Source organism: Actinoplanes ianthinogenes (assembly GCF_018324205.1).
GTDB lineage: Bacteria > Actinomycetota > Actinomycetes > Mycobacteriales > Micromonosporaceae > Actinoplanes > Actinoplanes ianthinogenes.
This window is the reverse complement of the sequence record NZ_AP023356.1, coordinates 8,909,802-8,921,786: the sequence shown is the minus strand read 5'-3', so window position 1 is coordinate 8,921,786 and position 11,985 is coordinate 8,909,802. Positions and strand designations below refer to the sequence as shown.

Below are 11,985 nucleotides of genomic sequence, written 5' to 3'. Positions count from 1 at the left end.
GGCCACCGTGACCATTTTCGAGAAGGCCACGCGGGAGAAGTTCCGCTACCCGTCGACCAAGGGCCTGCTGACCACGGAACAGCTGTGGGATCTCCCTCTGACGGCCAAGTCCGGCTTCAGCCTCGACGACGTGGCCAAGGCCGTGAACGCCGAGCTCAAGGCCATCGACACCGAGTCGTTCGTGGCCACCGAGACCAATCCGGCCAAGGCGACCCTGGAGACCAAGCTGGAGGTCGTCAAGCACGTCATCGCCTTCCGCCTCGCGCAGGACGAGGCGGCGAAGGCGGCGGCCGCCAAGAAGCTGGAGAAGGAGAAGCTGCTGGAGATCCTCGGCCGCAAGCAGGACGCGGTCCTGGAGAACCTGACCGAGGCGGAGCTGCTGGCCCGCATCAACAACCTGTAGCCCCGCCGACCAGCACCTCGCCGGGAAGTGCGCCGGCACCACGGCCACTTCTCGGCGAAGCCGCCTTCCCTGCTAATTTGTACACGTGAACAAATTGTTGTCCACCGCCCGAGCCGTCTCGCGCGAACCGCAGGGCAGGGTGGCCTTCGTGCTACAGGTCCTGGCCGGGGCCATGCTTCTCGGTGCCGGCATCACCCACCTCACCATTGCCCGGGCCGAGTTCCAGGCTCAGGTCCCGCACTGGTTCCCCGCCGATCCGGACGTCGTGGTGCTGATCTCCGGGGTCCTCGAGATCCTGATCGGCGCGAGCGTGATCTTCCTGCGCCGCTGGCGCGCGCTGACGGGCCTGGTGATGACGCTCTTCCTGATCGCGGTCTTCCCGGGCAACATCTGGCAGTACCTCGACCACGTCGACGGCTTCGGCCTGAACACGGACCAGGCCCGCCTGGGGCGCCTCATCGTCGAGCCTCTGCTGTGGGCGTGGGCCCTGTTCCCGTCCGGCGGCTGGCGGCTGCTGGTGCGGCTCGTGCGCGGGTCGCCGGCAGATGCCGCTGCGCCGCAGGCCACGGCCTGACCCGGTCCGCGTCGGCGGCTCAGCCTCGGATGCCGGCCGCCGCGAAACGCACCAGGTGGGCCACGAACGCATCGTCGAGGGCCTCGGCCCCGGGCGCCGCTCCCACCAGTTGATCGGCGCCCACCAGCAGGGCGAAGACGGAGAAGACGGCGATGCCCACCCGGGTCAGCACCTCGGCCCGGTCGAGGCCGGGCAGCACGCGGGCCGCCACCTCGATGAGGATTTCGTCGAGCCGGGGGCCGCCGCTGACGGCCTCGACCCAGAGGGGGTCCTCGGCCAGCCGGAGCCGGGCGATGATGCGCATCCAGCGCAAGCCGCCGGCCGGGTCGCTGCGGAGCAGGTCCACCGTGGGCATCAGCACGGCCTCGACGAGTTCGGCCGGGGTCACCTCGCCGCCGCGCTCCAGCAGCGCGAGCAGCCGCACTCGCATGGCCTCGCCGACCAGGTCCATCCGGCGGTCCACCACGGCACGCACGAGCGCGGGCTTGCCGGCCGGGAAATGATAGGCCAGGGCGGTGGGTGCCACGCCGGCCTCGCGGGCCACGGCGCGGGCCGACACCAGGTCGAGTCCCTGCTCGCCGAACATGCGCTCGGCGACCGACACCAGGTGGGCGCGCACGTCGAGGTCGGTGCGCGGACCCCGGCGCCGGCCCTTGCCGGTCATCACCCGGCCAGCTTACGCGAGCCGGTGACCTGCGGCGTTCGGTGACCGGGTCGCGTTGCGCGACCACGCCTGCCCGGTCAGGGCATGCGGAAGAACAGCATCGGATCGTCGCGGCCGTGGTGCACCCGCTCGCTCAGGTCGAGGCCGGCCTTCAGCGTGGTGAGCGCTTCGTTGACCGCCGGTGCCGCGGCCCGCGACGCGGTGAAGTACGCCGTCTCCCGCCGCGCCAGCCAGGACAGCACGACCCTCCCCTCGCTCAGCGGCCAGGGCCGGCGCCCGTGGAACACGTCGTGCACGCTGACCGGCACCCCGGAGCCGACCGTGGGGAACAGCTCGCCGACGAACCACCGGGCGAACGCGGCGGTGTGCGCGGCGTCGATGAACAGGTAGTCGATGTCGTGGCCATGGTCGCGCAGGCTCTGCCGGGCGTCCCCCCGCACGAACGTCCACCGGCCGGCGGCGAGCTCGGGCGCGACGTTGCGACGGGCGTTGTCGATCAGGTCGTGAGTGAACAGCCGGCCGGTGCCGTTGTCGCGCAGGGCCCGCAGCAGCCAGTTCGTCGACCAGCCGTGCAGCGACCCGATCTCCACGATCACGCCCGGCCGGGTGTCCCGCACCAGGAGATAGGTGATCTCCGCCTCCAGATCGTCGAGCTGCGCCTTCAGTGTCGGGTTGCGGTGGCGCAGGGCGCGCTGCTCGGCACGGACCCGGCGCAGGTCGTTCTCGTATTTGCGGTAAAGGTCCGTCACGTGCGTAAGCGTGATACCGGTCGGCGTGGCGCGTGACTCGATCGACGGGTGGGACACTTGACCTCCGTTTTTCCGAACTGATTCGAAGCGACGTGGGCGTCGTTTCTGATCTTCGAATCTAAATGCCGGAAAACGGCCTGTAATCACACCCCAATATCATTTGGCAATACTGCTTCGAACTGCGGAAACGCGACCGGCAACAGATTTCTTCGACGGTCGCGTAGCTCTCCGGTACTACACGCTTTTCCACTGCGGAACGTCTCGGGAGCCCGTGCCGGGCAACCACAACCGGGCGGCCCGGCACCGGGCTCCACATCGGGTCGGTCAGAGGTGTTGCGTCTCCGTGGTGGAGGAGTGCAGGTCTGCTGTCGTCTCGGTGACGAACCGGCCGGTGCGGGCGCTGCGGTTGACCTCACTGTCCTGGTCGCCGTGCTCGCCGCCGACATGCTCGGTGACCGTGTGCTCGGGGTCGCGCTGCGCGGTGCTGTCTTTGACGAACCGCCCACTGCGGGTACTCCGGTTCACCTCGTGCTCATCGTTGGCCATCGCGGAACTCCTCCCGATATCGATGTGCTGACCTTTCTCCTATCCCCTGGTCGTGGATCGCGGAAACAGGCCCTGCGGTACACCCCACTCGTCACCTCCTTGTCGGACTGAGCCGGCGGGCCGGCGCGGTGAACGCCCGCTCGGTCGCGGCAGCCGCCGGCGTACGGGCACTGACCGACCCGGACTCGGTGTAGAAGACATCGGTACGGTTGTCCGGCCGACCACTGTTCGCGGTGACGAACAGCGCGCGGAACTGGTCGCCGACCGTGGCCAGCCCCTGATAGTCGCCGAGGAAGTAGCCGTTGGCCTGCGGCGCCTGCAGCATGTCGAAGACCGGCGCGATCTGCCGTTCCCGGTCGAAGTGGCGCCCGCCGCGCGGGGAGACGGTGAACCAGGTGCTGGTCGGCAGCGTCGTGACATTGCCGGGACGCAGCGTGCGCAGGTCGTAGTAGGTGACGCCCACGTCGCCGTTGTCAGCCACCGCGATGCTCGGAGTGAACGCCTGCACCGCCGGGTCGCCGTTCACCCGCGTCGGCGCGCTCCACGTCCGGCCGCGGTCGGTGCTGCGAACCAGCTGGATCTGGTTGTACGCGCCGCCGGTGAAATCGGATCCCTCGTACGCCAGGTACAGCTCACCGGTGCGCGGGTCGATGGCCGGGAACGGGATGCCGACGCCGGTCCGCAGCACGGCGCCCGTGTTCGGGTCGATGTCCTGCACGCCGGTGTCGTCGGCGACCACGACCGGCCGGCTCCAGGTACGCCCGCCGTCGGTCGAGCGCACCATCTCGTACCGAATGAATTGGATCGCGGTCGCGGTGGCGTCGGTGAACTGAATGCTGTCGTAGAAGTTGTACAGCGCACCGCTGCGCGGATCAGCCACGATCACGTTGCCGATGGTTTGCTGGAACTGCGCCGTCTCCACGATCACCCGCGGCCGGCTCCACGTGCGCCCGAAGTCCCGGGTGATCGACAGCAGCGACGGCCCGGCGAACAGCTGCGTGCCGTCGGCCGACAGCTCCAGCCGGTCCCACACCTGGTACGCCGAGCCCGGCCGGGCCGGGTCGGCCGTCACCGAGTTCTTGTCGTTGAACCTGCTCAGCTCGGTGTCGACGATCACCTCGGTCACGTTGCGCCACGTCCGGCCTCCGTCGTATGAGGTGAGCGCGACAACGCTGTTGCGCGGCGAGTTGGCGTCGAAGGCGAGCGCGCTGCCGTAAACCACACCGCCCGGTCCGGCGCTCACCCACGGATCGGAGGCCCGCTCGTAGTTCAGGCCGCCCGGGGCGCAGCGCGAGACCGGCCACGGCACCTCGGTGAACGTCTTACCGCCGTTGCGGGAGTAGGCGGAGACGAGGCCGTGCGCCCCGCCGTCACTCCACCGGTCCTGCTGCCAGACGCCGACCACCTCGCCCGGCCGGGACCGATGGGCGGTCACCGACGGCTCGACCTCCGCGCCGGGATAGAGCACCGAGCCCGGCGCGGCGCCCACCGCGCAGGCAGCGAACGGGCTCCCGTGCGAGACCTGTACCGGATCCCGGGTTCCGGCCCAGGCCACGGTGCCGGACGTGAGACCCAGCACCACAATGGACGAAACCGTAGCGAACCTTCCCCAGTTACGCATGATGACACCTCCCTATTTACGAGCCTCGATTAAGAGCTACTCCGGGAAGGTGCGCCGGCCCATCATCGGTCCGCCCGGACCCGGCTCCTCCGATCAACCGAGCCGACCGGTCACGCCACCGGGGTGATCACTGCCAGACTTGGGCGGGTGACCGGACAACCACCCCTCGAGCTGCTGCTGCGGCTGGCACTGCGGGAGATCCAGGACGACGACGGCGTCATGGCGTTGCCGTCCCTGGCCGCCCTGCACCGGCGCCCGACCCGGCAGCTGTTCGACCGCGCCGCCGCACTCGCCACCGACGGCGATCCCGAGCACCGCGAGCTGGGCGTACGGATCCTGCGGGAACTCGGCGACGAGCAGCCCGACGGACGCCGGCCCTTCCGCGAACCGACCGTCGCGCTGTTGCGGTCCCGCCTCCGTGACGAGACCGACCCGTCAGTGACGTACTGGATCGTCTCCGCGCTCGGTTACCACCGCGACCGGGAGTCGTTGCCGCAGGTCGTGGCACTCGCCGCGCACCCGGACGACCGGGTGCGCTTCCACGTGGCGGCAAACCTGCCCGGCCTGGTCGACCCCGATCGGGTGCAGCCGGAAGCTGCCGAGGCGCTGCTCCGGCTCTGCCACGACGAGGACCCCGAGACCCGCTACTACGCCCTGTACGCGGCCACCCGGGAGATCCCGGGCCTGGACGTCGAGGCGGTCACCCGGCTGACGGAGCAGCTCGTCGACGACCCCGACACGCAGATCAGCGCGATGGCCGCCGCCCACCACGAGGCGATCCGCGAGGTACGGAACCGGCTCGGCGATGCTCTCCCGCCGGGGACCCACGACCACCTGATCGGACCGGTCCTGGTCAACCTCGCCTGCGCCGGCGAGACCGCCGACGCGCAGTGGCTGGACGAGGAACTGCGCCGCAGGCTAGGCCCGGAAGCAGCCGGCTTGCCCACCGCACGCCTCGCCGCCGAACTCGCCGCGTGGTGGGCAGACCGGGAGAGCCGCGTCTGGAGCTGATCCCCATCAAGCGGTCGGCACCCAATACCGCCACTTGTTCCCGCGCCGGTCCTCCAGCACGCCGCCGTTGCGCTCGATGACCCGGCGCGACACCTCGTTGTCGATTTCGCAGGTCAACAGCGCCGAATCGATGCCGAGGCCACGCGCGACCGCCAGCGCCTCCCGCAGCATCCTGGTGGCATGTCCCCGGCGCCGGGCCGACGGTCTGACCTCGTAACCGATGTGCCCACCCGCCTCACGCAGCTGATCGGTCAACCGGTGCCGGATCGCGATACGCCCGAGGTATTCGGTCTCGTCGGTCAGCCACAGGTTCGTCACCGGGACGTATCCCTCCGGCCGTGGAGCGTCCTCGCGCGCCTGGTCGACGAGCCACCGCACGTACGCGTCGAACCCCTCGGGCGTGGTCCAGGACGCGCCGAACGTACGGATCTCGCGCCCGATCTCGGTCCGATCGGCGGCCGCTCCGCGCCCCTCGGCGCGGAACTCGGCCATGGCCGCGAGGAAAGAAGCGTGAACCGACACAATCGGAGCGCCGAGCCGAGCCATGGTGGCAATCCTCTCCCCGAACGATGACATGATTCCATTCTCGACACGAGGGGAGCACATGAGCGGGGACGGCATGGGGCTGTACCGGATCGGCTGGGCAGCGGTCAGCCGCCTCCCGGTCCGCCCGGCACGGGCACTGTTCTACCTCATCGCCGAGGCCGTCTGGCGACGACAACCTTCTGGCGTACGGCAACTGCGCGCCAACCTCGCCCAGGTCACCGGCGCCGCCCCGGACAGCGCCGAGGTCACCCGGCTGGCGCGCCTCGGCGTGCACTCCTACCTGCGGTACTGGCGCGAGTTCTTCCAGCTGTCGCGTACCCGCCCGCCGGTGAGCTTCGAGGGGCTGGACCGGCTGCCGGCCCCCGGCTCCGGCCGCGGCGCGATCCTCGCGCTGCCGCACAGCGGAAACTGGGATCTCGCGGGCGCCGCGGTCGCCGAGCTCGGCCGCCCGCTCACCACGGTCGGTGAGCGGCTCCGCCCGGAGGCGCTGTACCAGCGGTTCGTAGCGGCCCGGGCCGCCGTCGGCATCGAGGTGCTACCGGTCGACGAGCCGCGCCGCACGGTGCCCGCCCTCACCCGGCGGCTGGCCGAGGGCGGCACGGTCTGCCTGCTCGCCGACCGGGACCTCACCGGATCCGGGTTGCCGGTGCGGCTGCACGGCCGGGCCACCACCATGCCGGCCGGACCGGCCCGGCTCGCGCTGTCCACCGGCGCGGCCCTGATCCCGACCAGCCTCTGGTACAGCGGCCGGGAGCTACGCGTGCACTTTCACGAGGAGATCGTCCCGCCGGCCGTTACGAGCCGGCGGGCGCAGGCGAGCGCCATGACGCAGGCGCTGGCCGACGTGTTCACCGACGCCATCCGCCGGCATCCGCAGGACTGGCATCTGCTGCAACCCGTCTGGCCGCCGGACCGACGGCCCCGTGAGGAGACTGACGATGCTCGAAGGCCTGGACGGTTGGCTGGCCGACACCCGGACGTCGTATGACACGGTCGCCGGCAGCTACGCCGACCTCGTCCGCGATTCGCTGGCCGGCCAGCCCTACCTGCGCGCCGCTCTGACGCTCTTCGCCGACCTGGTCCACGCGGCCGGCGGCGGCCCGGTTGCCGATGTGGGCTGCGGCCCCGGACACGTCACCGCCCACCTCCACGAGCTCGGGGTGGACGCCTTCGGCGTGGATCTGTCGCCTGCCATGGTGGACATCGCCCGGCGGGACCACCCGGGCCTGCGCTTCGAGGTCGGCTCGATGACGGACCTGCACCTCGCGGACGCGTCACTCGCCGCCCTGCTCGCGTTCTGGTCGCTGATCCACATCCCGGACGAGGCGATCCCGGCGGTCCTCGGCCACTTCCGGCGGGTGTTGCGCCCCGGCGGGACGGTCCTGATCGGCTTCCACGCCGGCGATCAGTCCCGGTTGAAGACGCAGGGCTACGGCGGCCATCCGATGAAGGTCTACGTGCATCGCCGCCGGCCCCACCAGGTCGCCACGTGGTTGCGCGCCGCCGGCTTCACGGTCGACGCGCAGCTGGTCTTCGACCTCGACGAAAGCCTCCCCGGCGCGGTCATCATCGCGCGCCGGTCATCCGGGCCGGCGTGAGCGGCCGGCAGCACGATCACCCGGACTACGCGCAGGTGCCCGGCGGCGGGACCGGCTCCCCCAGCTGCGCCAGCGACTGGTTGACCTCGGTCTGCGTGGCCAGCTGCCGATACCGCGTGCCGATCTCCACGTCGACCACGTCGGTGGTCCGCGCCGCACTGAACCGGGCGTCGGCCTCGCCCAGGAAGAACGCCCGGATCCACTGCGCGGCCCCGACCGACTTCGGCCCGTACTCGATCACCGCGACCTGGTCCACCTTGCTCTTGCTCTTGGCCGGCGACTGCGTCACGAAGCCCCGGTTCTCGAAGTCCGCGCTGACCCGCTCGGCCAGTCCCGCGGTCCGGGTCCCGTTGGACACCCGCAGCTTGACCTGCGCCGGACGCTGCGGAAGCGCCACGTTCACCTTGACGTCGCACCCTTCATCGGCCGTCGCGGCCTGCTTCGTGTCGTGCACGACCGCGACCGCCGCGGTGACAACCATGGCCCCGGCCAGGGCGCTGACAATGCGGTAGGCCCGCATACGCGTGTCCGTCATGCGGCTCTTGGTGCCCACCGACCGTACGTATTGAACCTCCGGGTCGCCAGAACATCGACGCCTGGTCTCACCGGCCTCAGTTGAGGTGTTGCAGCACCTGGGTACGCGGACGCCGGGAGGTGGCCGTCACCCGGAGCCGGTCGGCCGGGCGCAGCCGGATGACGGCGTCGATGCCACCGCCCGGGGCCCGGTCGAGCCGGATCTGCCCGCCGCCGGCCCGCACCAGGCGTTCGACGATGGCCAGGCCGAGCCCGGACCCGTCGTCACCGGCCTGCGGAGAGCGCCAGAACCGGTCGAAGGCGCGCTTGCGGTCCTCGGCAGCCATTCCGGGCCCTTCGTCGATCACGTGGATCGTCGTCGCACCGGGGCTGGTCACTCGGGTGGCGATGGTCAGCCTGCTGCCGATCGGGGCGACCCGCAGCGCGTTCGCGAGCAGGTTGTCCAGGATCTGTTCCAGCGCCCCCGGCACCGCCAGCACCTTCCCCGCCGGCGGCCCGGCGACGACCAGGGTCACGTGCTGCTCGTGGGCGAACGCCGCCCAGCCCGCCGCGCGGTCGGCGATCACCGCGTCCGCGTCGACGGCGACCGGCGCGACGGCCGCGTCGTCGAGGCGGGCCAGGGCGAGCAGGCCCTGCACCATCCGGGCCAGGCGGTCCGTCTCGGCGACCGCCTCCTCGAGACTGCCCAGGGCCGCCGGGTCCACCGCCGGCTCCAGGTTCTCCAGGCGTAGCCGCAAGGCGGTCAACGGCGTCTTCAGCTGATGTGAGGCGTCGGCGGCGAACGCCCGCTGCCCCGCGATCAGCCGCTGCAACCGGTCCGCGGTGACGGCGAAGGTCGCGGCCAGCCGGCGCACCTCCGGCGGCCCCTGATCGAGGCGCTTCGCGTTGGGGACCGCCCCGTCGGCGAGCTGCGCGGTCGCCTGTTCCAGATCGCGCAGCGGCCGGGTCATCCACCGGGCCAGCCCGGCCGCGACCGCGGCCGCGATCAGCAGCACGGCGAGCCCCGCGCCGCTGAGCACCCACCACACGTGACGTGCCTGCTCGGTGCCGGCCGAGGCGGGGAAGCTCACCTGCACGGCGCCGCGGATCGTGGTGCCGGACGCCGCGGGAAGGGTGACCACCCACTCGCCGGTCGCCGCGTGGAACCCGGCCGAGCGCTGCTCGCGCAACGCCGCCGTGAGCGCCGGCGGGTCGGCGGGGCTCGACCGGCCGGGCGCGCTGTCGGCGACCAGCAGGCCGTCGTCGTCGACCACCACGACCCGCCCGCCCATGCCGCGGGTGTACTCGCTGAGCAGGCCGGGAACGCGGTCCCGTTCGCCCTCCTCGATCGCCTCCTCGGAGCGTTCGGCGAGCACGACCGCGTCGCGTTCCATGGCGGCGAGGAAGCGTTCGGCGGTGCCGCGGGTGTAGAGGATCCCGAGCGGGATCTCCAGCGCCAGCAGCACCAGCAGGACCAGCGACAGATAGCTGAGCAGCAGGCGGCGGGTCATGCCGTCACCTGCTCGCCGGTCCAGGTGAGCCGGAACCCGACCCGGCGGATCGTCTCGATCGCCTCCGGGTCGCCGAGCTTGCGGCGCACCGCCGCCACGTGCACGTCCAGGGTCTTGGTCGGCCCGAAGTAGTGCGGGTCCCACACCGTGTCCAGGATCTGCTGCCGCGAGTACACCGCGCCGGGATCCTCGGCCAGCAGCGCCAGCAGGTCGAACTCCTTCGGCGCGAACGCCACCGGCGTCCCGGCGACCCGCACCTGCCGGGTCCGCCGGTCCAGCGTCAGCGGGCCGAGCTCCTGCACCCCGGCCGGCAGCGGCCCGGCGGCCACCGGCGTCGCGGCCGCGACGACAGGAACGGGCTCCGCGTGCGCGCGCCGCAGCACCGCCCGGATGCGGGCGATCAGCTCCCGCATGCTGAACGGCTTCGCCAGATAGTCGTCGGCGCCCAGTTCCAGACCCACCACCCGGTCACTCTCGGCGTCCCGGGCGGTCAGCATGATCACCGGAGCCGGCCACCCGAGCAGTTCAGCCCCGATCAGTCCTTGTCGCCGTCCTCGTCCTTGGTGCCCACCACCTTGAACTCGGTGTCCAGATACACCTCGACCTCACCACCGGACTTCTTCTCGATCTCCACCGCGTACAGGCCCGGCCTCTCCGCGTCGTGCTCGCTCTTCTTCACCGTGCCCGGGAACTCGGCCAGCGCCGCCGCCTCGGCCTTCTCCTTCAGCTCACCGGTCAGCGGCTCCTCCTTCGTCTCGCCGGCGCCGTCGTTGTCGTCGTCCGCCGCGGTCGCCTGCTGGTTGGCGGCCGGCGTCGTGGCCGCCTCGGGTGAGGTCGAGCAGGCCGACAGGCCGGCGACAACGAGCAGGGCAGCGGGGATGATCAGCTTCAGCTTCACGGCAGGGGCCTCTTCCGTTACCGCCGACCGAGTCGGCGTCCGTTTCCGGGGGACGTCGAGAACGCTAGGCAGTCCCGTCCCAGGAGACGGCCAGCAAGCGGTAAGGCTGCGGCCAAGGTTCGGCCAAGAACTGGCACGGCTCGCCACATTCATCGATATAACATGACGAGACGGTCCGCTCCCCAAGCTTGGAGAGCCCCATCATGAAGATCGACTTCTCGTCATCGCAGAGATCACGCCTAGGGATCGAGTGGGAGATCGCCTGCGTCGACCGGCGCAGCGGCGAGCTGGCTCCCGCGGCTCCGGAGCTGATCGCCCGGATCGGCGCCACCGACGGCTTCCCGCACGTCACGACCGAACTGCTGACCAACACCATCGAGGTGGTCAGCGCCCCGCACCGCCGGGTCCGCGACGCCGTCGAGGACCTCTCCCGCCTGGTCGAACGCGCCGGCGCCGTCGCCGAGCCGCGCGGCATCGACCTGCTCTCGGCCGGCACGCATCCGTTCAGCCAGTGGTTCCAGCAACAGGTCACGCCGGGCAAGCCACGTTACGACACGCTGATCGACCGCACCCGCTGGTGGGGCCGGCAGATGATGATCTGGGGCGTGCACGTGCACGTCGCGGTCGAGAACCGCAACAAGGTCTTCCCGATCATCGACGGGCTGCTCACCTATCTGCCGCACTTCCAGGCGCTCAGCGCGTCGAGCCCGTTCTGGGCGGGCGAGACCACCGGGTACGCCTCCAACCGGGCGCTGATGTTCCAGCAGTTGCCCACGGCCGGGCTGCCACCGCAGTTCGCCCGGTGGAAACAGTTCGAGGCGATGGTCGCCGACCTCAAGCACACCGGCGTGATCGAGGAGCTCAACGAGCTGCGCTGGGACATCCGGCCCTCCCCCAGGTGGGGCACGATCGAGGTGCGCACCTTCGACGGCATCTCGACCGTGGACGAGATCGCCGCGCTCGCCGCGCTGACCCAGTGCCTGGTCGAGCACTTCTCCCGCGAGCTGGACGCGGGCCGCACCGTGCCCCGGCTGCAACCCTGGTTCACCCGGGAGAACAAATGGCGGGCCGCCCGCTACGGCCTGGACGCGATCATCATCCAGAACCCCGCCGGCGACGAACGCCTGGTCACCAAGGATCTCGATCAGCTGCTGCCCACTCTGGAGCCGGTCGCCGAGGCGCTCGGTTGCCCCACGGAGCTGAACGCGGTGCGTGACATCGTCGACCGCGGCGCCAGCTACCAGCGGCAGTTGCAGGTCGCCGCGGCCAACGACGGCAGCCTCAAGGCCGTGGTCGCCGCCCTGGTTCGCGAACTACGCGAGGGCCTGCACTCTTCGCAACCGTGACAATC

The 11,985-nt window shown here is 71.0% G+C and carries 15 protein-coding genes; 6 read left to right on the top strand and 9 right to left on the bottom strand.

From position 1 onward, the window contains the following. Window positions 1-7 precede the first annotated feature (7 nt). Together Aiant_RS40325 and Aiant_RS40320 are read left to right on the top strand one after the other, a co-directional pair. Window positions 8-403, top strand: coding sequence for a hypothetical protein (locus Aiant_RS40325; RefSeq protein ID WP_189329913.1), 396 nt, complete (start codon window positions 8-10; stop codon window positions 401-403). Window positions 404-551: 148 nt separating this feature from the next. Then, window positions 552-977: a DoxX family protein gene (locus Aiant_RS40320; RefSeq protein WP_212846716.1), complete on the top strand. Its 426-nt coding sequence runs from the start codon at window positions 552-554 to the stop codon at window positions 975-977. A 19-nt stretch (window positions 978-996) separates the two neighbouring features. Here the strand turns inward: Aiant_RS40320 and Aiant_RS40315 are convergent, their stop codons facing one another. The 4 genes from Aiant_RS40315 to Aiant_RS40300 all read right to left on the bottom strand — a co-directional run bounded on the left by Aiant_RS40315 (window position 997) and on the right by Aiant_RS40300 (window position 4,515). Continuing rightward, the gene (locus Aiant_RS40315; protein WP_229830017.1) at window positions 997-1,641 is read right to left on the bottom strand and encodes a TetR/AcrR family transcriptional regulator; all 645 of its coding nucleotides are present in this window, start codon (window positions 1,639-1,641) and stop codon (window positions 997-999) included. 77 nt (window positions 1,642-1,718) lie between these two features. Further along, a complete protein-coding gene (locus Aiant_RS40310) occupies window positions 1,719-2,390 on the bottom strand; it encodes a class I SAM-dependent methyltransferase (RefSeq protein WP_229829951.1) in 672 nt (223 codons plus the stop codon). A gap of 324 nt (window positions 2,391-2,714) precedes the next feature. Next, window positions 2,715-2,936, bottom strand: coding sequence for a hypothetical protein (locus Aiant_RS40305; RefSeq protein ID WP_189329911.1), 222 nt, complete (start codon window positions 2,934-2,936; stop codon window positions 2,715-2,717). A gap of 91 nt (window positions 2,937-3,027) precedes the next feature. Beyond that, window positions 3,028-4,515, bottom strand: a complete 1,488-nt coding sequence (locus tag Aiant_RS40300) for a sialidase family protein (protein ID WP_212846715.1) — start codon at window positions 4,513-4,515, stop codon at window positions 3,028-3,030. 189 nt (window positions 4,516-4,704) lie between these two features. On the opposite strand from Aiant_RS40300, the gene Aiant_RS40295 reads away from it, so the two are divergent. Then, window positions 4,705-5,568 (top strand): HEAT repeat domain-containing protein, encoded by an 864-nt coding sequence (locus Aiant_RS40295; RefSeq protein ID WP_189329909.1) that lies wholly within the window; start codon window positions 4,705-4,707, stop codon window positions 5,566-5,568. Window positions 5,569-5,574: 6 nt separating this feature from the next. Here the strand turns inward: Aiant_RS40295 and Aiant_RS40290 are convergent, their stop codons facing one another. Further along, window positions 5,575-6,114, bottom strand: a complete 540-nt coding sequence (locus tag Aiant_RS40290; protein WP_189330618.1) for a GNAT family N-acetyltransferase — start codon at window positions 6,112-6,114, stop codon at window positions 5,575-5,577. 58 nt (window positions 6,115-6,172) lie between these two features. Between Aiant_RS40290 and Aiant_RS40285 the strand changes: the two genes are divergently transcribed. Beyond that, complete coding sequence (locus Aiant_RS40285; RefSeq protein ID WP_212846713.1) at window positions 6,173-7,102, top strand: phosphatidylinositol mannoside acyltransferase; 930 nt, start codon at window positions 6,173-6,175, stop codon at window positions 7,100-7,102. Next, window positions 7,053-7,712, top strand: a complete 660-nt coding sequence (locus Aiant_RS40280) for a class I SAM-dependent DNA methyltransferase (protein WP_189329907.1) — start codon at window positions 7,053-7,055, stop codon at window positions 7,710-7,712. Before Aiant_RS40285 ends, Aiant_RS40280 begins: the two co-directional genes overlap by 50 nt. A gap of 25 nt (window positions 7,713-7,737) precedes the next feature. Here Aiant_RS40280 and Aiant_RS40275 read toward each other — a convergent pair whose 3' ends face one another. From Aiant_RS40275 to Aiant_RS40260, 4 genes are all read right to left on the bottom strand, one after another. Then, complete coding sequence (locus Aiant_RS40275) at window positions 7,738-8,247, bottom strand: LytR C-terminal domain-containing protein (RefSeq protein WP_189329906.1); 510 nt, start codon at window positions 8,245-8,247, stop codon at window positions 7,738-7,740. A gap of 76 nt (window positions 8,248-8,323) precedes the next feature. Beyond that, complete coding sequence (locus tag Aiant_RS40270; protein WP_189329905.1) at window positions 8,324-9,736, bottom strand: sensor histidine kinase; 1,413 nt, start codon at window positions 9,734-9,736, stop codon at window positions 8,324-8,326. Further along, window positions 9,733-10,233: a response regulator transcription factor gene (locus Aiant_RS40265; protein ID WP_189330617.1), complete on the bottom strand. Its 501-nt coding sequence runs from the start codon at window positions 10,231-10,233 to the stop codon at window positions 9,733-9,735. The genes Aiant_RS40270 and Aiant_RS40265 overlap by 4 nt, the downstream gene beginning before the upstream one ends. A 38-nt stretch (window positions 10,234-10,271) precedes the next feature. Then, entirely contained in the window at window positions 10,272-10,634 is a 363-nt protein-coding gene (locus Aiant_RS40260) for a peptidase (RefSeq protein ID WP_189329904.1), read from the bottom strand. 203 nt (window positions 10,635-10,837) lie between these two features. Here Aiant_RS40260 and Aiant_RS40255 point away from each other — a divergent pair, with 203 nt between their 5' ends. Beyond that, entirely contained in the window at window positions 10,838-11,980 is a 1,143-nt protein-coding gene (locus Aiant_RS40255) for a glutamate--cysteine ligase (RefSeq protein WP_189329903.1), read from the top strand. Window positions 11,981-11,985: the final 5 nt, after the last annotated feature.

Excerpts from the sequence above, each read along its gene's own strand:
- Aiant_RS40315 (WP_229830017.1), bottom strand. The coding sequence starts at position 1,641 with ATGACCGGCAAGGGCCGGCGCCGGGGTCCGCGCACCGACCTCGACGTG.
- Aiant_RS40305 (WP_189329911.1), bottom strand. The coding sequence starts at position 2,936 with ATGGCCAACGATGAGCACGAGGTGAACCGGAGTACCCGCAGTGGGCGG.
- Aiant_RS40290 (WP_189330618.1), bottom strand. The coding sequence starts at position 6,114 with ATGGCTCGGCTCGGCGCTCCGATTGTGTCGGTTCACGCTTCTTTCCTC.
- Aiant_RS40285 (WP_212846713.1), top strand. The coding sequence starts at position 6,173 with ATGAGCGGGGACGGCATGGGGCTGTACCGGATCGGCTGGGCAGCGGTC.
- Aiant_RS40280 (WP_189329907.1), top strand. The coding sequence starts at position 7,053 with ATGCTCGAAGGCCTGGACGGTTGGCTGGCCGACACCCGGACGTCGTAT.
- Aiant_RS40275 (WP_189329906.1), bottom strand. The coding sequence starts at position 8,247 with ATGACGGACACGCGTATGCGGGCCTACCGCATTGTCAGCGCCCTGGCC.
- Aiant_RS40270 (WP_189329905.1), bottom strand. The coding sequence starts at position 9,736 with ATGACCCGCCGCCTGCTGCTCAGCTATCTGTCGCTGGTCCTGCTGGTG.
- Aiant_RS40265 (WP_189330617.1), bottom strand. The coding sequence starts at position 10,233 with ATGCTGACCGCCCGGGACGCCGAGAGTGACCGGGTGGTGGGTCTGGAA.
- Aiant_RS40255 (WP_189329903.1), top strand. The coding sequence starts at position 10,838 with ATGAAGATCGACTTCTCGTCATCGCAGAGATCACGCCTAGGGATCGAG.